The following is a 24910-nucleotide window of genomic DNA, read 5'->3' on the forward strand; positions in this document are numbered from 1 at the left end:
TCCCGACCCGGTCCGTGCGCCCCATCCCGTTCCGCAGGAGGTCCCCATGTCCCGTTCCGTGCCGTACGACCTCGACCGCCCGGACGTCCCGCCGGCCGAGGAGATCGTGGCGCTCGCGTCCCGCGCCGCCGCCGCGGACGGCGACCCGCCGTTCTCCGACCAGACCCTGGTGGACCTGCGCTCGGCGCGCGACGGCCGGGTCCGCACCGTCCTGGCGCGCTCGCGCGAGGGGGAGCTCCTCGGCGCCGCCGTGCGCGTGCCCGAGCCCGACGGCGCCCACCTCGTGGAGCTCGTGGTCGGCCCCGCCCACCGCGGCGCCGGGATCGGCGCGGCGCTGGCCGGCGCCGTGGCCGCCGGGACCACCGGCACGGTGCGCGCCTGGGCGCACGGCGGGCACCCCGCCGCCGCCGCGCTCGCCGCCCGGCACGGCCTGGCCCCCGTGCGGGACCTGCACCGGCTGCTGCGCCCGCTGCGCGGCGCGGCGGACCTGCCCCTCCCGGAGGCGATGCCCGAGGGCTTCCGCCTGCGGGCGTTCGAGCCCGGCCGCGACGAGCAGGAGTGGCTGCGGGTCAACGCGGACGCCTTCGCCGAGCACCCGGAGCAGGGCAGGATGACCCTCGACGACCTCCGGCAGCGGGAGGCCGAGCCGTGGTTCGACGCCGCCGGCTTCCTGCTCGCCGTCCGGGAGGACGAGCCCGGGACCGTGGCCGGCTTCCACTGGACCAAGGTGCACGCCGCCGACGCCGAGCGCGGTCCCCTCGGCGAGGTGTACGCCGTGGGCGTGGCCCCCGGGCACCAGGGCACGGGGCTGGGCCGGGCGCTGACCGCCGCCGGCGTCAACCACCTCGCCCGGCAGGGGCTCGACGAGGTCATGCTCTACGTGGACGGGGACAACGCCGCCGCGATGCGGCTGTACGAGGCGCTGGGGTTCCGGCCCTGGCACCTCGACGTGATGTACGCCGGCACCCTCCCCGGCTGACCCGCCACCCGATCCTCCCGCGCCCGGACCGCCGGGGCGGGCACGACGAGACAGGACCGTGATGACCACCCACCAGCAGGACAGCCCGCAGTCCGCGCCGGCCCCGGGCGCCCCCGGGGCCCCGGCCGCCGGGTCCGGCACCGCACCCCCCGGGGGCCCCGACGAGCTCCCCGACTCCGCCCGGAGCCACGGGGACCGGGACCGGATCGACGACCCCGTGCCCGCGGCCCGGCAGGTGCTGGAGGGCCGGCACGGGCCCGAGCGCTTCCTGGACCGCGAGGCCAGCTGGGTGGCGTTCAACTCCCGGGTCCTGGAGCTCGCGGAGGACCCGGACCTCTTCCTCCTGGAGCGGGTGCACTTCCTGTCCATCGTGGCCTCCAACCTGGACGAGTTCTTCATGGTCCGGGTGGCCGGGCTCAAGCGGCGCATCGCCACGGGCATCGCCCGGCCGGCCGCCTCCGGGCACTCCCCCGCGGAGCAGATGGCCACCATCGCCGCGCGCGCCCACGAGCTGCAGGAGCGGCACGCGCGGGCCTTCCACGACCTGGTGCGGCCCGAGCTGACCCGGCAGAACATCCACCTGGTCGGCTGGGAGGACCTGGACGCCGCCACCCGGGAGCGGCTCACCGGGGACTTCCACCGGCAGGTGTTCCCCATCCTCACGCCGCTGGCCGTGGACCCGGCCCACCCGTTCCCCTACATCTCCGGGCTGAGCCTCAACCTGGCCGTGATGGTCCGCAACCCGCAGTCGGGCAAGCGGCTGTTCGCCCGCGTGAAGGTCCCGGACCAGCTGCCCCGGCTGCTGTCGGTGGACGGGTCCCGGGCCTCGCGCCTGCCGAACGGCCAGGCCCGGTTCATCCCGCTCGAGGACGTCATCGCCCAGCACCTGGACGACCTGTTCCCCGGGATGGAGGTCGAGGAGCACCAGGTGTTCCGCGTGACCCGCAACGAGGACCTGGAGGTCGAGGAGGACGACGCCGAGAACCTCCTGCAGGCCCTGGAGAAGGAGCTGCTGCGCCGCCGCTTCGGTCCCGCGGTGCGCCTGGAGGTCACGGACAGCATCAGCACGGAGGTGCTCGAGCTGCTCGTCTCCGAGCTGGGCATCGACGAGTCCGAGATCTACCGGCTGCCCGCCCCGCTGGACCTGCGCGGGCTGGGGGTCATCGCCGGCATCGACCGCCCGGAGCTGCACTACGCCCGCCACGTGGCCCACACCTCCCGCTACCTCAACGCCGCGGAGACCGCCAAGGCGGCGGACGTCTTCGCCGCGACCCGGGCCCGGGACGTGCTGCTGCACCACCCCTACGACTCGTTCGCCACGAGCGTCCAGGCCTTCCTGGAGCAGGCCGCCGCGGACCCGAAGGTCCAGGCCATCAAGCAGACCCTGTACCGGACCTCTGGCGACTCCCCCATCGTGGACGCACTCATCGACGCCGCCGAGGCCGGCAAGCAGGTGCTGGCGCTGGTGGAGATCAAGGCCCGCTTCGACGAGCAGGCCAACATCTCCTGGGCCCGCAAGCTCGAGCAGGCCGGGGTGCACGTGGTCTACGGCATCGTGGGGCTGAAGACCCACTGCAAGCTCTCCCTCGTGGTCCGCCAGGAGGAGCACGGGCTGCGCCGGTACGTGCACATCGGCACCGGCAACTACCATCCCTCCACCGCGCGCTTCTACGAGGACCTGGGGCTGCTCACGTGCGACCCGGAGGTCGGGGAGGACGTCTCCCGGCTCTTCAACCAGCTCTCCGGCTACGCGCCCAAGACCACCTTCCAGCGCCTGCTCGTGGCGCCCCGCTCCGTGCGCTCCGGGCTCGTCGACCTCGTGGAGGCCGAGATCCGCCACCACCGGGCCGGCCGCCCGGCCCGGATCCAGGTCAAGTGCAACTCGATCGTGGACGAGGCCGTGATCGACGCCCTCTACCGGGCCTCGCAGGCCGGGGTGCCCGTGGACGTGGTGGTCCGCGGGATCTGCGCCCTGCGCCCCGGGGTGCCGGGGCTGAGCGAGAACATCCGGGTCCGCTCGGTGCTGGGCCGGTTCCTGGAGCACTCCCGGGTCTTCGCGTTCTGCAACGCCGGCGATCCCCTCGTCTACATCGGCTCGGCGGACATGATGCACCGCAACCTCGACCGCCGGGTGGAGACCCTGGTGCGGATCACGGACCCCCAGCAGGCGGCCGCGCTCGTGCGGCTGCTCGCCCGCTACGTCTCGGACGCCACGGCCAGCTGGCACCTGGACGCCGAGGGCGTGTGGACCCGCCACCACCGGGACGCCGAGGGGAACCCGCTCGTGGACGTCCAGGAGCACCTGCTGCGCAGCCGGGCCCTCGGCCGGCCGACGATCTAGTCGGCGGTGGAACGGGTCAGCGGTAGCATCGTGGGGGTGCCGCCCGACGGTCCGGACCGCGGGCCCCGGCACGCCCGTGCACCACGGACAGGGGACGAAAGAGGGGCCATGCCCAGGACCGCAGAGAAGACCACCGAGCAGCGCCCGGCCGAGAGCCCCGGCCGGGCGGGCGGCAGGACCGGCACGAGCGGCGCGGCCGGGAGCGGGCGGCCCGCCGACGTGCTCGCGGCCGGGTGCCTGTGCTGGCGCCGGACGGGCGGCGGGCTCGAGGTGCTGGTCATCCATCGGCCGCGCTACGACGACTGGTCCTTCCCCAAGGGCAAGCAGGACGACGGCGAGACGCTGCCCGAGACCGCCCACCGGGAGGTCAGCGAGGAGATCGGCCTGCTGCCGCGCCTGGGCGTGCCCCTGCCCACGATCCGCTACGACGTCAAGGACGGGTGCAAGGACGTGCACTACTGGGCCGCGGAGTTCGGCCCCGGCGCACGGCCCGAGCCCGATGGCAAGGAGGTGGACGCCGTCCGCTGGGTCTCGCCCGAGGACGCGCACCGGATGCTGACCAACCCCTCCGACCGGGAGCCGCTGGCGGCCCTGGTGGACCTGCACGAGCGCGGGGACCTCGCCACGCGCCCGGCGATCGTGGTGCGCCACGCCAAGGCGAAGCCGCGCTCGGCCTGGTCCCGGGCCGAGGGCGACCGGCCGCTGGCCGCGACCGGCAAGCGCCAGGCCCTCGCCGTGACCCGGCTGCTCCGGGCGTGGTCCCCCGAGCGGGTCCTCACTTCCCCCTGGCTGCGCTGCCTGTCCACCGTGGTGCCGTACGCGCGCAAGGCCGGGGTCTCCGTGCGGGAGCGCCCGCAGCTCACGGAGGCCTCGCACAAGCGCCACCCCAAGAAGGCGGCCGCCGTGGCCCAGACCATGTTCGACAAGGACACGCCGGTGGCGCTGTGCACGCACCGCCCGGTGCTGCCCACGGTCCTCAAGGTCATCGCCCGGCACGCGAGCCCAGAGCTCGCCGCGCAGCTGCCGGCCAAGGACCCGTACCTCTCCCCCGGCGAGATGATCGTGCTGCAGGTCTCCCGCCGGCACCGCCGGCGGGTGGTCTCCGTGGAGCTCGTGAAGCCCTTCGACGACTGACCCCCGGCCCGGCGCCGCAGGACCCGCGGCGCACCGTCCCGCAACCGCCGGGACCGCAGCGCACCACCCGCCACGAGCCACCCGCCACGGACCGCCCGGCCCGCCCCGACTTCCCCCGAGGAGACCCGCATGACCGCCCCCGACCCCGTGCCCGCCCCGGTGCCGACGCCCTACGAGGACCTCCTGCGCGAGGTCCTGGAGCAGGGGGTGCACAAGTCCGACCGCACGGGCACCGGGACGCGCAGCGTCTTCGGGCGCCAGATCCGCTTCGACCTGGCGGAGTCCTTCCCGCTGCTGACCACCAAGCGGGTGCACTTCCGGTCGGTGGCCCTCGAGCTGCTGTGGTTCCTGCGCGGGGACTCGAACGTGCGGTGGCTGCAGGAGCGCGGTGTGACCATCTGGGACGAGTGGGCGGACCGGGACGGGGAGCTCGGACCCGTCTACGGCGTGCAGTGGAGGTCCTGGCCCACCCCCGGCGGCGGGTCGATCGACCAGATCGCCAAGGTAGTGGAGCAGATCCGCACGAACCCCGACTCCCGGCGCCACGTGGTGACCGCGTGGAACCCCGCCGAGGTGGACGAGATGGCCCTGCCGCCGTGCCACGCCCTGTTCCAGTTCTACGTCGAGCCCCGGAAGGACGGGCCGGGGCGGCTGTCCTGCCAGCTCTACCAGCGCTCCGCGGACATGTTCCTGGGCGTGCCCTTCAACATCGCCTCCTACGCGCTGCTCACCGTCATGATCGCCCAGCAGACCGGCCTGGAGCCCGGGGAGTTCGTCTGGACCGGCGGGGACTGCCACGTCTACGACAACCACGTGGCGCAGGTCCGCGAGCAGCTCTCCCGGGACCCCTACCCCTATCCGCAGCTGCGGCTCGCCCGGCGGCCCGCCACCGTCTTCGACTACGAGCTCGAGGACTTCGAGGTCCTCGACTACCGCCACCACCCCGCGATCAAGGCCCCGGTGGCCGTATGACCGCCGGGACGACCGGGGCGATCGGGGCGATCTGGGCGCAGACCGCCGACGGCGTCATCGGCCGCGCCGGGGCGATGCCCTGGTCGCTGCCGGAGGACATGGCGTTCTTCCGGCGCACGACGACCGGCCACCCCGTGATCATGGGCCGGCGCACGTGGGAGTCCTTCCCGGAGCGCTTCCGGCCCCTGCCCGGACGGACCAACATCGTCATCACCTCCTCCCCCGGCCGGGTGGCCCGGGGCGAGGATCCCGGCGCGGTGCTGACGGCACCCTCGTACGCCGAGGCCGTGCGCCTGGCTCGGACGAGCCCCGGCGCGGAGCGCATCTGGGTGATCGGCGGCGGCGAGGTCTACCGGCAGGCCCTGGCCGACGCCGAGCACCCCGTGACGGAGGCGCTCGTGACCGTCATCGACCTCGACGCGGACGGGGACACACACGCCCCGGTGCTCGACGACGGGTGGGCCACGGAGCCGGTCCTCGGCCCGTCGGTGTCCCGCACGGGCCTGGGCTACCGGATCGAGCGGCGCACGCGCGGCCGGCGGGGACCGGGCGGAGGGACGCCCGGTTCCGGTAGCCCGGCGGCTCCGGTAGCGTGAGCTGCACCACGACCAGGAGGAACACCGTGACCGACCGGCACCCCGACCCCGCGATCCGGGACGACGAGCAGCTGCGCGTCGTGAAGAACACGGACCTCGACCGCTATGAGCTGTGGCGGGGGGAGCAGTTCATCGGCTTCGAGGGCTTCCAGGACCACGAGGACGGCACGGTCGAGCTCCAGCACACCATCATCGGCGAGCAGTTCGGCCGGCAGGGCTACGCGCGCACCCTCGTCACGCTCCTGCTGGACGGCTTCCGGGAGCAGGGCGTCGCGGTGCGCCCCACGTGCACCTACGTCCAGGACTACCTCCACCGCTTCCCGCAGTACGGGGACCTGGTGGTGCCCGGCCTCGAGCTCCCGCCGGCGCAGAAGGTGAAGGAGAAGCGCCGGCGCTGGGCCCTGCACCGCGCCCACTAGACTGGGGGCCATGACTTTTAGCTCTGGTGATTCGGTAGGGTTCGTCGGCTGGCGGGGCATGGTGGGTTCCGTGCTCATGCAGCGCATGCAGGAGGAGGGGGACTTCGGGGGCATCACCCCGGTGTTCTTCTCCACCTCCAGCGCCGGCCGGCCCGCCCCGTCCTTCGCCGGGGACGCCGGCACGCTGCAGGACGCCTACGACCTCGAGACCCTGGCGAAGCTCCCGATCGTCGTCACCGCCCAGGGCGGGGACTACACCAAGGACGTGCACGGGAGGTTGCGCGCCGCCGGCTGGGACGGTCTGTGGATCGACGCGGCGTCGACCCTGCGGATGAACGACGACGCGATCATCGTCCTGGACCCCGTCAACCGGGACGTCATCGACCGCGGTCTCGCGAGCGGCGTCAAGGACTTCGTGGGCGGCAACTGCACGGTCTCCTGCCTGCTCGTGGGTCTCGGCGGGCTGTTCCGCAACGACCTCGTGGAGTGGGCCACGTCGATGACCTACCAGGCCGCCTCCGGCGGCGGGGCCCGGCACATGCGCGAGGTGCTGGCGCAGTTCGGCGCCCTCCACGGCGTCGTCGCGGACGAGCTGGCCGATCCCGCCTCGGCGATCCTGGACATCGACCGCAAGGTGCTCGCCGCCCAGCGCGGCGACGCCCTCGACACCTCGATGTTCGGCGCGCCCCTGTCCGGCTCCCTCATCCCCTGGATCGACGCCGACCTCGGCAACGGACAGTCCCGCGAGGAGTGGAAGTCCGCGGCCGAGACCAACAAGATCCTCGGCCGCACGGACCGGTACGCCCAGGACTGGGTGCCCATGGACGGGCTGTGCGTGCGGATCGCCACGATGCGCTCGCACTCCCAGGCCCTCACGATCAAGCTGCGGGAGGACCTGCCCGTGGACGAGATCGAGCGGATCGTCGACGCCGACAACGAGTGGGCCACCGTGGTGCCCAACACCAAGGAGGACTCGATGCGGGACCTCACCCCCGTGGCGACCTCCGGCACCCTGGACATCCCCGTGGGCCGGATCCGCAAGCTCGCCATGGGGCCGGGCTACATCAGCGCCTTCACGATCGGCGACCAGCTGCTGTGGGGCGCGGCCGAGCCGCTGCGCCGCATGCTGCGCATCGCCACCGGCACCCTGTAGCCGGTGGAGGAGATCTCGATCCCGCCGGGGCTGTCGCTCGACGCGGGCGACGACCGCCCGCCCTCCGAGCAGCTCAGGCACCGCGTCCAGCAGGGCCGCGCGGACGGCACCCTGCCGGCGGGCACCCGGCTCCCACCGGTGCGCCGGCTCGCCGAGGCGCTCGGCCTCGCGGCCGGGACCGTGGCCAAGGCCTACCGCGAGCTCGAGGCCGCCGGCGTGATCGAGACCCGGGGCCGCCGGGGCAGCTTCGTGCGCGCCGCCGACCGGACCGAGGACCTGGCGGTGCAGGCCGCCCGGCGCTTCGCCGACGAGATCGCGGACCTCGGGATCCCGGCCGAGCACGCGCTGGAGCTGGTGGCCGCGCAGCTCGGCCGCTCCCGCTGACCGGGAGGGCCCGTCCGGAGGCGTCATCGCGCGCACCGGCGCGGGCCCGTGCGACCGCGGCCGCGGGGGGCTCCCCGGCAGGAGGCCGTCCCGGCTCAGGCTCCCGGGGACCGCAGGTGCCGGGGGCCCGGCACGAGGTTGCCCGTCCCGGCGAGGGCCCGGCGGTGCCGCCCCTCGGCGGTGCGCGCCAGCCACCACCGCCAGCCGCGCATCACCTGGCCCTTCGCCCACTGGTTGAGCCGGTGCGCCCAGTGGAACTCGGTGCCCCAGATGCCGAGCCCCAGGAAGATGGCGAGCCACCCCGGGCCGGGCGTCACGAGCATGATCAGGCCCGCCAGCACGAAGACGCCCCCGAGGACCGTCACGAGCGTCCGGTAGGCCACGAACAGCAGGGGGTGGCCGCGGGACCAGCGGCGCAGCCGGACGAGGGCCTGCCGCACACGGCTGTCGGAGCTCTCCCCCTGGGCGATCTCCTCCTCGAGGCTGCTCACGGCCGCCGCCTCAGACCGCCGTGCCCACGATGACGGGCTCGGCGACGAGGTCCACCCCGTAGACGGACGCGACGCCGTCGCGCACCGTCCGGGCCAGCGCCATGAGGTCCTGGGCGGAGGCGCCGCCGCGGTTGGTGAGGGCGAGCGTGTGCTTGGTGGACAGTGAGGCGCGGCCCCCGGCGACGGCGGCGCCGTCGAGGTCCAGGAGCTCGTTGCGGGTCCCGGGCAGGCCGAAGCCCTTGCCGAAGCCGGCGTGGTCGATGAGCCACGCGGCGGAGAGCTTGACCCGGTCCTCGAGCGGGCGCCCCGCGGCGTCCACCACGGGGAAGCGGGGGGCGTCGGCGGGCAGCCGCTCCCCCAGGGCGTCGGCCGGGAGGATGGGGTTCGTGAAGAAGGACCCGGTGCTGTAGGTGTCGCGGTCCTCCGGGTCGAGGACCATGCCCTTGCCCGCGCGCAGGGCCAGGACCGTCTCCCGCACCCGCTCCAGCGGGGCGCGCTCCCCCACCTGGACGCCGAGCCGGCGGGCGAGCTCGCCGTAGCGCACCGGGGCGCTCTCGGTGCCGCGCTCGAGCCGGAACCGCACGGCGAGCACCACGTGGCGCGGGGAGCCGGCCACCGTGCTGCGCTTGAGGGCCGAGTCCCGGTAGGAGAACGCCAGGTCGGCCGGGGCGAAGTCCCGCACGCGCCGCTCCCGGCGGTCCCAGACCCGCACCAGCTCGACGGTCTGGGCCACCTCCTGGCCGTAGGCCCCCACGTTCTGCACCGGGGTGGCACCCGTGGTGCCGGGGATCCCGGCCAGGGCCTCGATGCCGACCAGCCCCTCGGCCACGGCCTGCGCCACGAGCTCGTCCCACGGGTGGCCGGCCTGGACCTCGAGGAGGGCGCCGGCGGGATCCTCGGCGAGGACCTCGACGCCGCGCGAGAGCACGTGCACCACGGTGCCCGCGAACCCGGCGTCGGCCGCGATGAGGTTGGAGCCGCCGCCGACCACGAGCACGTCCCGCCCGGCGGCGTCGGCCGCCGCCACGGCGTCGACGACCGCCTGCTCGGACTCCGCCCGCACGTAGTCGCGGGCGGGCCCGCCCACGGCGGCGGTCGTGAGGTCTGCGATGCGAGGGGACGTCATGGCGACCACCCTATCGGGCGGCCCGCGGTGCCCCGGCCCGGACTCACGCCAGCCGCACCACGGCCTGGGCCTTGACCAGCACCTTCAGCGCCGCGGCGGTCGCCGGGTCGGCTCCCGCCGCGGAGAGGTCGGGGGCGGTCACGGTGAGGTCGACGCGCACGGTGCGGGCGGCGTCGTCGAGGGCGCCGATCTTCCCGGACACCGTGAGGGCCGTGGAGGCCTCGACCGCGGTCCCGAACCGGTTGGGGACGACCACCGGCTTGGTGAAGCGCGTCTGGTAGTCGACCACGGCGCCGGGGTCACCGGCCCAGTCGGTCACGAGCTGCACGGCCGCGCCCATCGTGAGCATCCCGTGGGCGATGACGTCGGGCAGGTCCACGGAGCGGGCGAACTCCTCGTTCCAGTGGATGGGGTTGAGGTCCCCGGAGGCCCCCGCGTACCGGACCAGGTCCGCGCGGGAGAGCTCGATCCGGCGCTGCCCGATCTCCTGGCCCTTCTCGAGGCTGTCGAAGGCGATGCTCACGGTCACTGGTCCTCTCCGCGCATGAGCAGGGACGAGACGGTGGTGGCGACGTGCTCGCCGTCCGCGGCGCGGATCTCGGCGCGGGACGTCACCATCGCCCCGGAGCCCATGGCCCGGACCTGGTCGACGTGCAGCTCGGCCACGAGCTCGTCCCCGGCGACGATCGGGCGGTAGTGGGTGAAGCGCTGGTCGGCGTGGACCACGCGGGAGAAGTCGATGCCGGCCTCGGGGTCGGCGATCAGGGCGGCGTCGGCGCGCTGGGCCACCACGATGGCGAAGGTGGGGGGCGCCACGAGGTCGGGGTGGCCGAGGGACCGGGCCGCCTCGACGTCGTGGTGGGCGGGGTGGGCGGCCTGGACGGCGCGGGCGAAGTCGCGGATCGCCTCCCGTCCGACGCTGTAGGGCTCGGCCGGCGGGTAGGTCCGCCCGACGAGATCGGGGTTCACGGGCATGGCAGCTCCTCGCTGGACGGGCCGCGCGCGGGCGGCGGGACCCGTCCAGTCTACGGCGGCGCGCCCCGCCCCGCCGGGCGCCGCCGTCCGGGGCATGTACACTCCTGCCCATGGATCTCCTGGACGTCGGCCGGATCGTCGCAGGACTGGCGCTGCTGGTCCTCGGCGGAGAACTCCTGGTGCGGGGGGCGTCCGCGCTCGCCCGGCGGGTGGGGATCTCCTCCCTCGTGGTCGGGCTCACCGTGGTCTCGGCCGCCACGTCGGCGCCGGAGCTCGCCGTCACCGTCGGCGCCGTGCTGCGCGACGAGCCGGGCCTGGCCGTCGGGAACGTGGTCGGCAGCAACATCGTCAACGTCCTGCTCATCCTCGGGCTCTCCGCCCTCGTCGTTCCCCTCGCGGTGAAGCAGCGGCTGGTGCGCTTCGACCTCCCCTGGATGGTCGTGCTGTCGATCGGGCTGCTGCTCGTGTCCCTCGACGGGCGGATCGGCGCGGTGGACGGAGTGGTCCTCCTCGCCGCCGTGGTGCTGCACACGGTGCTGACCGTCGTGATCGGCCGCCGCGGTGCCCCCGTCCCCGCGGCGGCGCCGTCCGGGGACCGCGGAGCCGGCGGCGGCACCGGCGGTGCCGAGGACGTCAGGACCGAGGAGGAGCCGCCCCCGGCCTCGGTCCCCCGGTCCGTGCTGCTCGTGGTGCTGGGGATCGCCCTGCTGGTCGCCGGCGCGACCCTGCTCGTCGAGGGGGCGGTGAGCATCGCCACGTCGCTGGGGGTCAGCAGCCTGGTGGTCGGGCTGACCGTGGTGGCCGTCGGGACATCGCTGCCCGAGCTGGCGACCTCCGTCATCGCGGTGCGCCGCGGTGAGCGCGACCTGGCCGTGGGCAACGTGGTGGGCAGCAACATCTTCAACATCGGGGTGGTGCTCGGCCTGCCGGCGCTGATCTCCCCCGGGGGCATCCCGGTGTCCGGTGCCGCGGTGGCCCTCGACATCCCGGTGATGCTGGCCGCCGCGGTCGCCCTGCTCCCCATCGCGTTCACCGGGTTCGCGGTGGCCCGCTGGGAGGGCGCCCTGTTCGTGGCCCTGTACGCCGCCTACACCGGCTATGTGGTGCTCGCGGCCACCGAGCACGACGCCCTGGAGGGGTTCACGTGGACCATGGCGTGGTTCGTCCTGCCGCTGGTCGCGCTGACGCTCGCCGTCTTCACCGCCTACGAGATCGGCCTGCGCCGGGGCCGCCGGGATCCGCTGCGCTCGCCGTGACCGGTCCGCCCGGACCTGCGTCGGGTCCTGGACGGGGTGCCGGATCGAGGGGCCGGTGCCGGACCGGCCCGGGGACGACAAAAGCCCGTGACCGGAGGGTCACGGGCTTTTCGCCGTAGCGGTGGACGGGCTCGATCCGTCGACCTCACGATTATGAGTCGTGCGCTCTAACCAGCTGAGCTACACCGCCAGAGGGATGGGACACCGCGGCTGACGGCCTTGACGGCCGGGCCACGGGATCTCATCACGAGAGCCCCGACCGGGAATCGATCCCGGGACCTCCATCTTACCAAGATGGCGCTCTACCACTGAGCTATCGGGGCAACGACGAAGACTCTACCAGCACGTTTCGGGAGAACCAAAATCGCCGGGCACCCCTCTCCAGCACCTCCGGAGCCGTCCTGCCGGCCCTGGATCGGACAGGGTTCTCCGGCCCATCGGTGCCGTCCCGCCCGCCCGGGCCGGGGCGCCCCGACACGGCCGGCAGGCGCCCCGGACCCGGCGCTCAGTCGTCCACGTCGTCGTCCCGGTCGTCGTCCCGGTCGTCGTCCCAGTCGTCGTCGAGCGGGGCGGGCTGCACGGGCAGCGGGACCTGGGCCGGGGGTGCGGGGGCGGCCGGCGGGGCAGGCGGGGCCGGCGGCGGCTCGACCGGAGGGACCGGCACCGCGGAGCCCCCCGCGTCCCCGCGGTCCGGTCCCGGGGCGTCTCCCCCGTCCTGCGCGGGGCCGGTGGGGGACGGCGACGACGACGGGTCCCCGGCCGGCGGCGCCGTGCCGGCCGACGGTCCCGGAGGGGGGCTGCCGCTCACGGAGACACCGCCGCGCACGACCTCCACGCGGTCCGTGCCGCTCGCCGCGTTCCACAGCAGGAGCGCCAGGCCCGCGACGACCAGGAGGGAGACTGCCGACCAGAGGATCCTCATGCCCACCAGTGTCCCGGAACCGGTTGAGGGGGGCATGAGAACATGAGAGCCCTCTCAGGAACGCAGCCCGTCGAGCAGGTCCTGCGCCACACCGCGCCACCGCGGGCGGAACGCGTAGACGCAGGCGAGCCGCAGCCGGGTCGCCTCGGCGTGCACGGCGAGACGGCCGGGGTCGGCGCCCAGCACCCGGGCCACCGCGGTCACGGCCTCCTGTCCCGCCGCCCGGAGCGCAGGCTCGAGCAGGCCCTGCGCCGCGCGCAGCTCCAGGTGCACGGAGAGGTTCGCGAGGTCGAGCTCGGGCTCGCCGAGGGCCGCGGTGTCGAAGTCCAGGAGCCCCAGCCGTGCGCCGTCGAAGAGCAGCTGCTGGTCGTGCAGGTCCCGGTGCAGCACGACCCGGCCCCGCCGGTCGGCGGGCAGGGCCGAGAGCTCCGCCCCGATCCGCCGTGCCCGTGCGGCGACCGCCCCCGGCGGGGCCTCGAGCAGACCCGGGAACGCCTCGAGCCGGCCGGCCCAGCGGGCCAGCGTGCGGGCCTCGTCCTCGGCCGTGTGCGCGGGCAGCGGCTCCGTGCCCGGCGCGGCGGTGGCCAGGGCCGGCCAGCACCGCGCCCACTCCGCCCAGGCGGCACGGTAGGCGTCGTTCCGTCCCGCGGCCCCCAGCTCGTGCAGGCTCCGGCCGGGCAGGACGGAGAACTCGACCCGGTCCTCGGCCCGGGCCAGGACGGCGGGCACGGCGAAGCCCGCCGCCGTGCCCAGCGCGTGGAGCCGGTCGGACAGCTCGGCGACCCGGGCGGCCCGGCCGCGGGCCAGGAACTTGACGAAGCGGTCCGGGGTGCCGACCACCGCCCGCCGGCGGTGCCGGTGCACGACCACCCGGCCGCCGGCCGCGGCAGCCGCGGCGAGTCCCGGGAGGCGGGGGTCCTCGCCGTGGGGCAGGACGCGGACGGCCCACGGCCGTCCCGCGCCGGGGGCCGCCTCGCCCGCGCGGACGCGTCCGTGCTCGTCCTCGAGCTCGAGCACGAGCCGGGTGCCGTCCGCCGGCCAGGCGCGGCGCACCCGCAGCGGCCGCCCGTCGGCGTCCGGCACGGTCTCCGGCACGCGCACGGGGCGGGTCCGCGGGACGTGCCCACTGCCGGAGTCCACGACGTGCACCGGATCCCCGCCGGCGGGCACGGGGCCGGCGGGCACACGGTCGGCGGGCACGGCGCCGCGCGGCACGGACGGCGGGGCGCCCGGCGCGGACGGCACGGGCTCCGGCGCGAGTGTGGGGGTCACCGGCGCCCGCTGCGCCTGATCCACCAGCCGCTGCGCGAGCTCGATCCGCCGGTCCGTGCGCTCCCGCCAGTCGGCGGCGGCCGAGCGGAAGGGCTCCATGCTCCGGGCGAGGACGTGGAACGCGGCCCAGGCCAGGATCTCGGGCCACGGCGGCAGCGCCGCCCCGGACCCGTACCCGCGCAGCAGGGCGCCCGTCAGGGACAGCTCCTCGGCTGCGGCGGGGGGCTGTTCGGCGCCCGGGCCGAGGAGCTCCACGGCGAGGAAGCTGCCGAGGTCGTCGGCCGCCGTGCCGGTGCGGATCCGGTCGAGGTCGGCGAGCCGGAGCTCCGGCGCCCCCGGGCCCCCGTCGCCGCGCACGAGCACCTGGTCCGCGGAGAAGTCCCCGTGCAGCAGCCGCTCGGGGGCCCCGGTGCGGTCCGCCAGGGCCTCGGCCACGGCCCGGCCGGTCCGGGCGCAGCGGACGCCCGACCGCCGGTCGAGGGCGGACAGGTCGGCGGCCAGCGAGCGCAGCTTCCGGCCTGCGTCCAGGGGGGCGCCGACCCGTGCGGAGCCGAGGAGCGCCGGTCCGCGCTCGTGCAGCTGCGCCAGTGCGGCGCCCGCGGCGGCGGCCTGGAGCACGGGCCCTCCGGGTCCGGTGCCGGGGCCTGGGCCGTCCGGGGCCGCGGCGCGGGCTGCGAGGTCGCCGTCCCCGAACCAGGGGTAGTGCAGCACGTGCGGTGACACGGGGAGGCCGGGGACGGGCACCGGGGCGAGCACCGGGATCCCGGCGGCGGCGAGCCGGGTCAGCAGCACCGGGTCCGCGGGGGCGGGGCCGGCGGTGAGCTTCGTGACCCGGCCGGCCCCGCCGCTGTCGGCGCCCGTGAGGACCGCGCGGCGGCGGGGGTTGTAGCGCAGCAGCCGGGCGGGGTCCCCCGGCTGCCCGAGCCGCCGGGCCCGGTCCGGCCCGAGCACGGCGAGCGCGCGCCGCAGCTCGGGGTCCGTGCCGATCGTCCCCACGGCCAGACGGTGACCGGGGCGTCCCGGCACGTCCGCGACCAGCACGGGCGCCGGCCGGCCGTCCCGCGCGGCGCGGGCCAGGACCTTCTCGAGCTTGTCCCGCCCGTCCCCGGCGGGGGCGTAGGCGGCGACCCAGTGCACCGCGCCCGTGGTCCCGGCGTCCACGCGGGCCACGACCGAGACGCCGGGCTTGTAGCGCAGGTGGCTGGTGCGCAGCGGGCCGCCGAGCTGGTGGCCGAAGAGCTCGGTGAGCCGGCCGGGGTCGAGGACCGCGGCGAGCGCGGGCAGGCTCTCCCAGGAGTCGGGCAGGTGCCGCGTCACGAGCGGACCTCCCGGCGGTCCTGCGCCCGCTGCTGCTCGACCCACGCGGCGAACACGCCGTCCGGCCGGGCGAGCAGCTCCTCGGGGGCGCCGTCGAGCAGGATGCGCCCGTCCTGGACCCACAGCACGCGGTCGGCGGCGAGCGCGAGGGCGGCGTCGTGGGTCACCGCCAGGGACGTGCGGCCGCGGACCAGGCGCCCGAGGGCGTCCAGCACGTCCCGGGCGGACCGGGGGTCGAGTCCGGTGGTGGCCTCGTCGAGCAGCACGACGGGTGCGTCGCGCAGCAGGGCGCGCGCGATGGCCAGCCGCTGGCGCTGCCCGCCCGAGACGGTCGAGCCGCGCTCCCCCACCGGGGTGTCGTAGCCCTGCGGGAACGCCGTCACGAACTCGTGGGCCTGGGCGGCGGACGCGGCGGCCTCGACCTCGGCGTCGGTGGCCCCCGGGCGGCCGAGCCGGATGTTCTCCCGCACGGTGCCGTGGAAGAGGACGGAGTCCTGCAGCAGCAGGGCGGTGCTGCCGCGCACCGTGCCGAGGCTCAGGGCGCGCAGGTCGTGGCCGTCGAGGGTCACGGACCCGGCGACCGGGTCCATCATCCGCACCAGCAGGGAGACGAGGGTCGACTTCCCGGAGCCGGACGGGCCGACGACGGCGACGTGCTGGCCCGCCGGGATCACGAGGTCGACGTCGCGCAGCACGGTGCGCCCGCCGTGCTCCGGGTCCCCGTACGCGGCGTCCACGTGGTGGAGGGCGATCTCCCCGCGCACCCCGGGCAGGACCAGGGCGCCCGGGGCCTCCCGCACGTCCACGGGCTCCGCCACGAGGTCGGCCACCCGCTCCCCGGAGGCCGCGGCGCGGGCGATGCGCCCGGTGTACTTGGCCATGTCCCGCAGGGGCTTCATGCACGTCTTGAGATAGGTCGTGAACAGGACCAGGTCGCCCAGGCTCATGGCGCCCTCGAGCACCCGCAGGCCGCCGCCGAAGATCACGGCCGCGGTGGCCACGCCCACGATCACGTCCGTGGCCCGCTCGAGCGCGGCGGCCAGACGGCGGGACTGCACGCCCTGGGTGAGAGCCTGCCGGTTGGCGCGGCCGAAGGAGCCGGCCATGTGCTCCTCCAGCCCGTAGGCCTGGACGGTGCGGATCGCGCCGAGGGACTCGTGGGCGGTGTTCGCCAGCGCGCCCTCCCCCTGCCGGGTCCGGCGCGAGGCCTCGGTGATCCGCCCGGAGGACCCTCGGCCCACCAGCAGGAAGGCCAGGATCGCCACGACCACCACGAGGGCCAGGAGCCAGTCGAGGAAGAGCATCACCGTGCACATGACCACGAGGGTGATGACGTTGGCCAGCAGCGGCAGGCCCGCGGTGACGGCCACCTCCTGGAGCTTGCCGATGTCCGAGACGAGGCGCTGGACCGTGTCCCCGGCCCGGGAGACCGAGTGGTAGCGGTCCGACAGCGCCTGGACGTGCGCGAACACCCGTTCGCGCAGGGCGGTGGAGACCCGGGAGCCGACGAGGGCGAACGCGACCGTGGCGAGGTAGTTGGCGAGCGCGCGGAACCCCACCACCGCGACCGTGGCCAGCCCGGCGGCCGCGAGCAGCTGCCACGAGGCCTCCGGGATCCACGGGTCGACGTTGTCGGCGCCGAGGGAGAGGGACACGGCGTCGACGACGATCTTCAGCGGCCACGGCTCGAGCACGCGGAAGGCCACCTCGGCCAGGAGCACCACGACGCCGCCCGCGGCGAGCAGCCGGTGCTCGCGCAGGTGCGGGGTGAGCAGCCCGAGGGTGCGCCGGAGGGCCCTGCGGTCGAGCCGCCTGCCCCCGCTCACCGCGGCGCTCCCTGCAGTGCTCCCGGTGCGGCCGGGCGCGGTGCGGCGCCGCTGCGGGGTCGCGTTCCGGTGGGATCCGGAGGGGCGAGGTCCGTGCCGGCGAGGATGCCGTCGAGCACCGCGGTCCAGGAGCGCCGGGCGACCGCGTCGCGGCGGCCGGCGCGTCCCAGGGCACGCCGCCGGCCGGGATCGGCCACCAGCGCGTCGACGGCGCCGGCCAGCGCGGTGGGGTCCGAGGGCGCCACGAGCAGCCCGGTCACCCCGTCCTCGACCGCGGCCGGCACCTGGCCCACGCGGGACGCGACGACCGGCAGGGCCGCGGCGGCGTACTCGTAGATCTTCAGCGGCGAGAAGTACTGGTCCGCGGCGTCCTCCGTGGCGGGATAGGGCGCGACGGCCACGGCGCAGTCGGCCAGCAGCCCGGGCACCGCGGCGGGGGGCACCGCGCCGGTGAACTCGGCGTCGACGCCCAGCTCGGCGGCCAGCTCCTCGAGGGACGCCCGCTGGGGGCCGTCCCCCACCACGCGCAGGCGCCAGTCGGCGGCGGCCTCCGCGCGGGCCCGGATCAGGTGCTCCACGCCGTGCCAGGGCTTGAGCGTGCCGACGAACACGACGACCGGCGACACGGGGTCCGGTCCCCGGGCGGCGGAGTCGCGGCACGGACGGATGCGCTCCACGTTCACCCCGTTGGGGGCGACCAGGACCCGGCCGGCCGGCCCGCCGGTGTCGGCCACGGTCCGCTCCACCCAGCGGGCGACCGGCTCGGAGACGCAGGCCGTGCGCTCGGCGGCGGCGACCTGCGCGGCGAGCGCGGCGCGGGCGGCCGCCCCGTCCACGAGGTCGCGGTGGGTCCGCTGCTCGTCGATCAGCGGCGAGTTCACCTCGAGGACGCCCGGGACGCCGAGCGCGCCGGTGATCCCGGCCAGGGCGGTCGAGAACAGGGAGTGCCGCTCGTGCACCGCGTCGGCGCCGTCGGCGACGACCCGCTCCGTGATCCGGCGGGCGGCGTCCGCCTGGGCCCGCTCCCGGGCCGCGACGCGCGCGGCGCGGCCGGGAGCGGCGGACGCGGGGGCCGCCGGGACCGGGACGTGGACGACCGGGACGTCGGCGAGGTCGGCGGGGACGTCGTCGCCGACCCGGGTGACGTAGAGGCGGACCTCGGCGCCGCGGGCGCGCCAGGCGCGCAGGATCTCCTGGACGTGGACGGAGGCGCCCTTGGTGCCGAACACGGGGACGCCGGGGTCGGCGCAGACGTAGGCGAGACGCATCAGCGGTCGGCTCCTTCGCGGAGGGGGACGGGTCCTGGGACGGGGTCGGCGGCTCGGGCAGGGGCCGGGGCGGGCTCTCGGGTCCGGCCCCGGGGCGGCAGCAGGCTCGGGGCCTCCGGGGGGCGTGCGGCGTGCCGGACAGGGCCCCGGACCGGGTCGGGCTCCGCCCGGTCCGGGACCGGCGGGGGCAGCAGCGCCTGCAGGGCGGCGGCCTGGCCGGTCGAGTCGTAGTCCCGGGTCACGAGGGCGCGGGCGGCCCGGGCGGCGCCCACCCGGTCGAATCCGGGGTCGGCGACCGCGGCGAGCGCGCCGAGCAGGGCGTCGTCGTCGTCGGCGGGGACGAGGACCCCGGTGCGCGGGGCCGCGTTGCGGACCACCTCGGGGATGCCGGTGACGTCGCTCGCGATCACGGGCACGCCCATGGCCATCGCCTCGAGCAGCACGGTGGGCAGGCCGTCGGCGTTGCCGTCGGCGCCCACCGTGCACGGGGCCGCGAAGACGTCCGCGGCGCGCAGCAGCCGGCCGACCTCGGCCTGGGTGCGGGGCCCGACGAGGTCGACGACGTCCCCGGCGCCGAGCTCCGCGACCAGGGCGCGCAGCGGCCGCTCCAGCTCGCCGCCGCCGGCGACGGTGACGGACAGCCGCCCGCCCTGCTCCCGGTACCGGGCGGCCGCCCGCACGAGGCGGTCGAAGCCCTTCTTCTCCACGAGCCGCCCCACGGCCACGACCCGCAGGGTCTCCCCCACGGGCGCGGGGTCCCGGTAGGGGAAGCGGGCGAGCTCCAGGCCGTTGCGCACGAGCCGCAGCCGGTGCGCGTGCGCGGGGAACGCGGAGGCCAGGTGCCGCCGGTTGTACTCGGAGATCGCCACCACGTGCTCCGCCCGCTCGAGGGTGCGGCGCAGCCGGGCGGGGTCCACGGACTCGTGGAAGATGTCCTTCGCGTGGGTCGTCACGGAGAACGGCACCCCCGTGAGCCGGGAGGCGATCTCGGCGACGTGCGCGGCGAGGGTCGCGAAGTGCGCGTGCAGGTGCGTGATGCCCTGCTCCACGACCCGGGTGGCCAGCGCCACCCCCTGGTGGACCTCGGAGGCCTCCGTGCCGGCCAGCTCCGGGAGCAGGGCGGCGAAGCGGGGGCCGAAGCCGGGGACCACCTCCGCCGCGCGGGCCAGGACGGCCCAGCCGGCGGAGGCCCGCTCGGGGCGCTCCACGTGGTGGACCGGTGCCTGGACGCGGGCCAGCTCGGGGTGGAAGCGCGGGTCGGTGCTGTGCCGGAGGGCGAAGATCGTGAGGTCCTCGCCCTGGGCCTCCCGGGCCAGGACCTCGGTGACCACGAAGGTCTCCGAGAAGCGGGGGTAGACCTTCAGCACGTAGCCGATGCGGTGGTCGCTCACCGGAGGCCTCCGGCACGGGCCGGCACGGCCTGCGCGGGCTCCGGCGGCGGGCCCGCGGGCAGGAGCCGCGCCGCGAGGACGGGCACGGCGTGCAGCCCGTCGAGCGCCAGGTGCCGGCGCAGGCGCACGGTGCCGACCACGCGGTGCAGCCAGCCGCTGAGCGCGGCGCCGGTGAGGGCGTCGGCGGTCAGCACGTCCACCGCGCCGTGGGCCTGGAGGGCGCGGGCCCGGATCAGCTGCTCCTGCCGGGGCCGGTCGCGCGGGACCAGGAGCGCGGGGGTGTTCGTGGTGAGGATCTCGGCGACCGAGTTGTAGCCGCCCATCGACACCACCGCGCTCGCGTCCACCACCTCCGCGAGCGCGTCGGGCACGGACGGCAGGACGAGGGTGCCCGGAACGGCGGCGGCGCGCACCTGCTCGGCGTGCTCCTCCGGCATCTGCGGACCCGTGATCACCACGTGCCGGTGGCCGTGGGGCACCTGGGCGCGCGCCGCCGCGAGGGTCAAGCGGTGGCCGTCGGAGCCCCCGCCGGCCATGGTGAGGACGTAGGGGCGGTCCACGCCGCTCGTGCGCCGTCCGGCGGCCCGGCCGGTGGCGAGGTAGCCGGTGTGGCGGACCAGGTCGGCGAGCTCGGCGGGGATCTCGCCGGAGGCCACCGGGTCGTGCACCGCGCGGTCGCCGTACACCCAGATCTGGTCGTAGACCTCCCGCACGGGGTCCAGGTCCCCGAGCGCGGCCCACTCGCGGGCCGCGGCCGCGGGCTCGTCGAGGACCTCGCGCAGGCCGAGGACCACCGCCGTGCCGGGGCTCCGGTCCCGGAGCCTGCGCAGCGGCTCCAGCAGCTCCCGGTCCACCCCCCAGGCGTGGCGGTCGACGACGACGAGGTGCGGGCGGAAGGCCGTGAGCGCGGCGTCCACCATCCCGGAGCGCAGGGCGGTCAGGTGGCGCATGTCCACGGAGAGGTTGCGGGGCGCGTAGCCGCCCGCGCCCTTGCGGATCCCGGGCAGCACCACCCAGTCGAAGCCGTCGGGGCGCCCGTAGGACGTGGCGGCGTCGATGCCGGTCAGCAGCATGCCCGTCACCGGGCGCCCCGTCAGCGCCGGCAGGTGCTGGGCGAGGGACCGGGCGAGGGCCAGGTTCCGGCGGGTGTGGCCCAGGCCCTGGGAGTCGTGCGAGTACAGCACCACCCGCAGCTCGTCGTCGCTCATCGTGTCCTCCTCGGGGGATCAGCGCCGGTGGGTCCGGCGCCGGTGCGGCTGCCGCCCACTGTGGCCGAGGGACATGATGAGAACATGAGCCGTCGATGAAAAGGTTCTCATCTGCGGACGCCCGGCCCGCCGGGACCGGCCCGGAGGCCCCGGCGGGCCGGTCCGCCCGCGTGGACCGGCCGCGGGCCGGCTCAGCCGCCGAAGACCGGCGCGACCGCCTTGACCAGCTGCTGGCCGCCCAGGACGGCGAAGAGCAGGGCCGTGATGCCCAGGGCGATGTTGGTGTGGAGCTTGTTGGCCCACTCCTTCGGGATCCGGCTGCCGTTGAGCAGGCCCAGCAGCGTGAGGGCGAGGAACGGCATGAACAGCGAGCCGAGGACGCCGTAGGCCAGGATCAGGCCGATCGGCTGCCCCAGGGCGAAGAGGACCATGGGCGGGAACGTCAGCCACAGCACGTAGAAGCGGAAGTACTTGCCGCCCACCCGGGTGTCGGGGTGGCCGGACTCCTTGCCGCGGATGTTGCCCCAGAAGTCCGCGAACATGAGGGAGACGCCGTTCCAGACGCCGATGATCGAGGAGAAGGACGCGGCCCAGAAGCCGATGAGGAAGCCGGTGCCGACCACGTCGCCGTACTCCGCGCGCAGCACGGCGTAGAGGTCGAGCAGGCCCTCGTCACCGGAGCTGAGCGCCACCCCGGCGGAGCGGACCACCTCGGCGCCCACCACGAGCATGGCGATGACGAAGACCCCCGTCACGACGTAGGCCATGGAGTTGTCGATCCGCATGACGCGCATCCACTTGGGCGTGTACCACCCCTTCTCGCGCAGCCAGTAGCCGTAGGCCGCCAGCGTGATGGTGCCGCCCACGCCCCCGGCGAGCGCCAGCGTGTAGAGCACGCCGCCCTCCGGGATGACGGGCACCAGGCCCGTCAGCATCTCGGGGATGTTGGGGGCGGCGATGACCGCCAGCCCCACCACGGTGACGAACATCAGGCCGACCAGGGCGGCGGTGACCTTCTCGAAGAAGGAGTACTTCCCGAACCACACCATGACGAAGCCGAGCAGCCCCATGATGATCGCCCAGGCCCACAGGGGCAGGACGGGGAACACCGCCGCGAGGGGCAGCGCCGCCGAGGACATCGCGGTGGCGCCGTAGACGAAGCCCCAGATCATGATGTACGGGCCGAAGTACCAGGTGGTCCACCGGCCCAGTGACCGCCAGCCCTCGAAGATCGTCCTGCCGGTGGCCAGGGTGAAGCGCCCGGCGCCCTCCACGAGGATGATCTTGAGGATCACGCCGAGGATCACCGCCCACAGCAGTCCGTACCCGTACCGGGACCCGGCGACCAGGGTGGCGACCATGTCGGCGGCGCCGACGCCCGTGGCGGCGACCACCAGGCCTGGGCCGACGATCTTCCACTTGGCGGGCGCCCCGCCGTCGTCGTCCGTGCGGGCGCGGTGGGCCGCGAAAGACTTCTCGTTCGCTTCGCTCATGCTGGTTCCTCGTCAGATCGGTCCGTCGGGTGGCCAGGGCCGTGCCCCGGATCACCCTACCGGGCCGGTGCCGATCAGAGCTTGGCGAGGCGGTAGCCGGCTCCGCGCACGGTGACGATGCGCTCCGCGCCGAGCTTGTTGCGCAGGTAGCGGACGTAGACGTCCACCACGTTGGACGAGCCGTCGAAGTCGTAGCCCCAGACCTTGTTCAGCAGCTGCTCGCGCGTGAGCACCTGACCGGGGCTCTCGAGGAACGCCCTGGCCATGGCGAACTCCCGGGCGGAGAGCTCGACCTGCCGGTCCTCGAGCACCGCGCACCGGGTCCCGACGTCGAGGGCGAGCCCGCCGTAGCGCAGCCCGTCGTCGGTCTGCTCGGCCACCGCGCGGTCCCGGAGCCGGGCCCGGACGCGCGCCAGCAGCTCCTGGAACCGGAACGGCTTCGCGAGGTAGTCGTCGGCCCCCTGCTCCAGCCCCGCGACGGTGTCCTCGACCGAGTCGCGGGCGGTGCACATGATCACGGGGATCGAGAAGCCCAGGGACCGCAGCACCGAGAGCACCTGGAAGCCGTCCATGCCCGGCAGACCCACGTCGAGGACGAGCAGGTCGAACTCCCCGGTGCTCGCGTAGTCGAGGGCGCTCGTGCCGTCCTCGACCACGGTGGTCGTGTAGCCCGCGGCGCGCAGGCCCTTCTGGATGAAGCGCGCGATGCGCTCCTCGTCCTCGGCGATGAGGATGCTGGCCATGGGGTGCCTCTACTTCCTGGAAGGTGCGGGGCTGAGGTCGGGACCGGGCACGGGGGCGGGAGGCACCGCTGCACCGGACCCGGCGGCACCGGACGGGGGGACCGGGGCCGCGGCGGGCGGGGACTCCGGCAGCCGGAGCGTGAACGTGGCGCCGCGGCCGGGGCTCGACCGCAGCCCCACGGTCCCGCCGTGCCCGTGGGCGATGGCGGCCACGATCGCGAGGCCGAGCCCGGAGCCCTCCACGGTGCGCCCGGTCTCGGCCCGGCCGAAGCGCTCGAAGATCCGCTGCTGGTCCTCCGGGGCCACGCCCACGCCGGTGTCCCGGACCCACACCTCGAGGCTGCGCGCGGGGGTGTCCTCGCCGGGCGCGGCGGGCCCGGTGGCCCAGGCGGCGCCGAGGGCCACGAGGTCCCCGGGGGCGGAGAACTTCACCGCGTTGGCGGCGAGCTGCACGACCGCCTGGGTGAGCCGCTGCGCGTCGGCCACGACCTGCCCCTCGGCCCGCGCCTCGAGCTCCCAGCGCCGGTCCCCCAGCGCGCGCAGCCGGTCCATCGTGTCGTCGAGCCAGGCGGGGACGTCCACGGGGCCGGGGCGGATGAAGTCGGCGCGCTGGGCCTTGGCGAGCAGCAGCAGGTCCTCCACGAGGCGGTTCATCCGCTCGATCTCGTCGAGGAGCATCGCCCGGGTCTCCTCGACGTCGGCGGGGTCGTGCTCGTCCATCAGCTCGAGGTTGCCGTGCAGGATGGTCAGGGGGGTGCGCAGCTCGTGCGCGGCGTCGTCGAGGAACTGGCGCTGCTGGACGAAGGCCGCCTCGATCCGGCTGAGCATGCCGTTGAAGTTCACGGCGAGCTGGCCCACGTCCGAGTCGTCCTGCGTGACGGGAACGCGTCGCCCCAGGTCGTCCGGGCTGATCTGCTCCGTGGCCCGGCGCAGGCGGGTGATCGGTGCGGTGACCCGGCCCACCAGGACGTAGGCCACCAGCCCCGCCACGACCGTCGTGAGGGCGGCGATGCCGAGGTAGCGCCACAGCGAGTCCAGCACGATCCGGCGCTGGGCGCTCATGTCGAAGCCGACCACGAGGTAGCCCTGGCGCGGGTCCTCGTCCAGGACCACCGAGATGACGCCGAGACGGAGCGTCCGGCCGTCCTGCTCGAGGTCGAAGACGACGGTCTGCCCGGGCCGGGCCCGCTCCACGGCCGCGGCGAGCGTGGCGGGGGCGTCGAGCTGGAACCGTGACCGGTCGGCGTGCTCGAACGCCGGCTCGCCGCCGACGAGCGCGAGGATGCTCTCGTGCTCCCCGGGCACCGTGGTGGTCATGAAGGTGTAGAAGAGCTGCGGCAGGTCCGTGAACGGCTCCTCGGCCGTGGCGTCCAGGTCCTCCGAGAGGGAGGCGTCCGGGCCGAGCGGTCCGCGCTGCGCGAGCCGCTGCAGCTCCCCCGCCTCCTGGACGATGTCCTGGCGCACGGACTCGTCGAGGTCCACCAGGCGCAGGTAGTGGGTGATCCCGCCCACGGCGAGGAGGGCGACCGCCAGGAAGGCGATGGTCGTGGCGAGCACCCGGCTGCGCACGGACCGCAGCTCCGTCCGCACCCTCTCCCACCGCGCGCCCGACATGCGCCCCAGCCTATCGACGGCACGTGAGAG

At 75.5% G+C, this 24910-nt stretch carries 22 protein-coding genes and 2 tRNA genes; 9 read left to right on the forward strand and 15 right to left on the reverse strand.

Translation table 11 applies throughout. The annotated features are described in order from the left end of the window. The first annotated feature begins 46 nt into the window (after positions 1-46). From mshD to E7Z53_RS11465, 8 genes are all read left to right on the forward strand, one after another. The gene (gene mshD, locus E7Z53_RS11430) at positions 47-979 is read left to right on the forward strand and encodes a mycothiol synthase (protein WP_176337779.1); all 933 of its coding nucleotides are present in this window, start codon (positions 47-49) and stop codon (positions 977-979) included. Positions 980-1040: 61 nt separating this feature from the next. After that, the gene (locus tag E7Z53_RS11435) at positions 1041-3320 is read left to right on the forward strand and encodes an RNA degradosome polyphosphate kinase (RefSeq protein WP_176337780.1); all 2280 of its coding nucleotides are present in this window, start codon (positions 1041-1043) and stop codon (positions 3318-3320) included. 108 nt (positions 3321-3428) lie between these two features. Further along, the gene (locus E7Z53_RS11440) at positions 3429-4454 is read left to right on the forward strand and encodes an NUDIX hydrolase (RefSeq protein ID WP_017834241.1); all 1026 of its coding nucleotides are present in this window, start codon (positions 3429-3431) and stop codon (positions 4452-4454) included. 129 nt (positions 4455-4583) lie between these two features. Next, positions 4584-5426: a thymidylate synthase gene (locus E7Z53_RS11445; protein ID WP_017834242.1), complete on the forward strand. Its 843-nt coding sequence runs from the start codon at positions 4584-4586 to the stop codon at positions 5424-5426. Next, on the forward strand, positions 5423-6022 hold the full coding sequence (locus E7Z53_RS11450; protein WP_017834243.1) for a dihydrofolate reductase: 600 nt from the start codon (positions 5423-5425) through the stop codon (positions 6020-6022). Before E7Z53_RS11445 ends, E7Z53_RS11450 begins: the two co-directional genes overlap by 4 nt. A 26-nt stretch (positions 6023-6048) precedes the next feature. Continuing rightward, positions 6049-6441: a GNAT family N-acetyltransferase gene (locus E7Z53_RS11455; protein ID WP_017834244.1), complete on the forward strand. Its 393-nt coding sequence runs from the start codon at positions 6049-6051 to the stop codon at positions 6439-6441. 10 nt (positions 6442-6451) lie between these two features. Continuing rightward, entirely contained in the window at positions 6452-7594 is a 1143-nt protein-coding gene (asd, locus tag E7Z53_RS11460) for an aspartate-semialdehyde dehydrogenase (protein WP_031283394.1), read from the forward strand. Between the two features lie 3 nt (positions 7595-7597). Next, the gene (locus E7Z53_RS11465; protein ID WP_017834246.1) at positions 7598-7978 is read left to right on the forward strand and encodes a GntR family transcriptional regulator; all 381 of its coding nucleotides are present in this window, start codon (positions 7598-7600) and stop codon (positions 7976-7978) included. A 95-nt stretch (positions 7979-8073) separates the two neighbouring features. Here E7Z53_RS11465 and E7Z53_RS11470 read toward each other — a convergent pair whose 3' ends face one another. The 4 genes from E7Z53_RS11470 to E7Z53_RS11485 are packed head-to-tail and all read right to left on the reverse strand — an operon-like array spanning position 8074 to position 10570. Further along, positions 8074-8469: a PGPGW domain-containing protein gene (locus tag E7Z53_RS11470; protein ID WP_176337781.1), complete on the reverse strand. Its 396-nt coding sequence runs from the start codon at positions 8467-8469 to the stop codon at positions 8074-8076. 10 nt (positions 8470-8479) lie between these two features. Next, positions 8480-9595, reverse strand: coding sequence for a UDP-N-acetylmuramate dehydrogenase (locus E7Z53_RS11475; RefSeq protein WP_017834248.1), 1116 nt, complete (start codon positions 9593-9595; stop codon positions 8480-8482). A 43-nt stretch (positions 9596-9638) separates the two neighbouring features. Further along, the gene (locus E7Z53_RS11480; protein ID WP_133409311.1) at positions 9639-10118 is read right to left on the reverse strand and encodes a MaoC family dehydratase; all 480 of its coding nucleotides are present in this window, start codon (positions 10116-10118) and stop codon (positions 9639-9641) included. A 2-nt stretch (positions 10119-10120) separates the two neighbouring features. Next, positions 10121-10570, reverse strand: a complete 450-nt coding sequence (locus E7Z53_RS11485) for a MaoC family dehydratase N-terminal domain-containing protein (protein WP_176337782.1) — start codon at positions 10568-10570, stop codon at positions 10121-10123. A gap of 110 nt (positions 10571-10680) precedes the next feature. Here E7Z53_RS11485 and E7Z53_RS11490 point away from each other — a divergent pair, with 110 nt between their 5' ends. Then, positions 10681-11826: a calcium/sodium antiporter gene (locus tag E7Z53_RS11490; RefSeq protein ID WP_035924927.1), complete on the forward strand. Its 1146-nt coding sequence runs from the start codon at positions 10681-10683 to the stop codon at positions 11824-11826. Positions 11827-11942: 116 nt separating this feature from the next. On the opposite strand, the gene E7Z53_RS11495 is transcribed toward E7Z53_RS11490, so the two are convergent. The 11 genes from E7Z53_RS11495 to E7Z53_RS11545 form a co-directional block, all read right to left on the reverse strand. Beyond that, a tRNA-Met gene (locus E7Z53_RS11495) sits at positions 11943-12016 on the reverse strand. Between the two features lie 61 nt (positions 12017-12077). Further along, positions 12078-12149: transfer RNA gene (locus E7Z53_RS11500), tRNA-Thr, on the reverse strand. A 182-nt stretch (positions 12150-12331) separates the two neighbouring features. Continuing rightward, positions 12332-12748: a hypothetical protein gene (locus E7Z53_RS11505; protein WP_176337783.1), complete on the reverse strand. Its 417-nt coding sequence runs from the start codon at positions 12746-12748 to the stop codon at positions 12332-12334. A gap of 54 nt (positions 12749-12802) precedes the next feature. After that, the gene (locus tag E7Z53_RS11510; RefSeq protein WP_176337784.1) at positions 12803-15337 is read right to left on the reverse strand and encodes an aminoglycoside phosphotransferase family protein; all 2535 of its coding nucleotides are present in this window, start codon (positions 15335-15337) and stop codon (positions 12803-12805) included. Then, positions 15334-17163 carry an ABC transporter ATP-binding protein gene (locus E7Z53_RS11515; RefSeq protein ID WP_176337785.1) on the reverse strand — a complete coding sequence of 610 codons (1830 nt, stop codon included), beginning with the start codon at positions 17161-17163 and terminating at the stop codon, positions 15334-15336. Before E7Z53_RS11515 ends, E7Z53_RS11510 begins: the two co-directional genes overlap by 4 nt. Next, on the reverse strand, positions 17160-18431 hold the full coding sequence (locus tag E7Z53_RS11520) for a glycosyltransferase family 4 protein (protein WP_176337786.1): 1272 nt from the start codon (positions 18429-18431) through the stop codon (positions 17160-17162). Before E7Z53_RS11520 ends, E7Z53_RS11515 begins: the two co-directional genes overlap by 4 nt. After that, on the reverse strand, positions 18431-19822 hold the full coding sequence (locus E7Z53_RS11525; RefSeq protein ID WP_017834254.1) for a glycosyltransferase: 1392 nt from the start codon (positions 19820-19822) through the stop codon (positions 18431-18433). The genes E7Z53_RS11520 and E7Z53_RS11525 overlap by 1 nt, the downstream gene beginning before the upstream one ends. Beyond that, the gene (locus tag E7Z53_RS11530) at positions 19819-21030 is read right to left on the reverse strand and encodes a glycosyltransferase family protein (RefSeq protein WP_176337787.1); all 1212 of its coding nucleotides are present in this window, start codon (positions 21028-21030) and stop codon (positions 19819-19821) included. Before E7Z53_RS11530 ends, E7Z53_RS11525 begins: the two co-directional genes overlap by 4 nt. A gap of 191 nt (positions 21031-21221) precedes the next feature. Beyond that, positions 21222-22523 (reverse strand): Nramp family divalent metal transporter, encoded by a 1302-nt coding sequence (locus E7Z53_RS11535; RefSeq protein WP_017834256.1) that lies wholly within the window; start codon positions 22521-22523, stop codon positions 21222-21224. 74 nt (positions 22524-22597) lie between these two features. Then, a complete protein-coding gene (locus E7Z53_RS11540; RefSeq protein WP_017834257.1) occupies positions 22598-23266 on the reverse strand; it encodes a response regulator transcription factor in 669 nt (222 codons plus the stop codon). Positions 23267-23275: 9 nt separating this feature from the next. After that, the gene (locus E7Z53_RS11545) at positions 23276-24880 is read right to left on the reverse strand and encodes a sensor histidine kinase (RefSeq protein WP_081994267.1); all 1605 of its coding nucleotides are present in this window, start codon (positions 24878-24880) and stop codon (positions 23276-23278) included. Between the last annotated feature and the right edge of the window lie 30 nt (positions 24881-24910).

This window comes from Kocuria salina (assembly GCF_013368965.1).
GTDB classification, from domain to species: Bacteria; Actinomycetota; Actinomycetes; order Actinomycetales; family Micrococcaceae; genus Kocuria; species Kocuria rosea.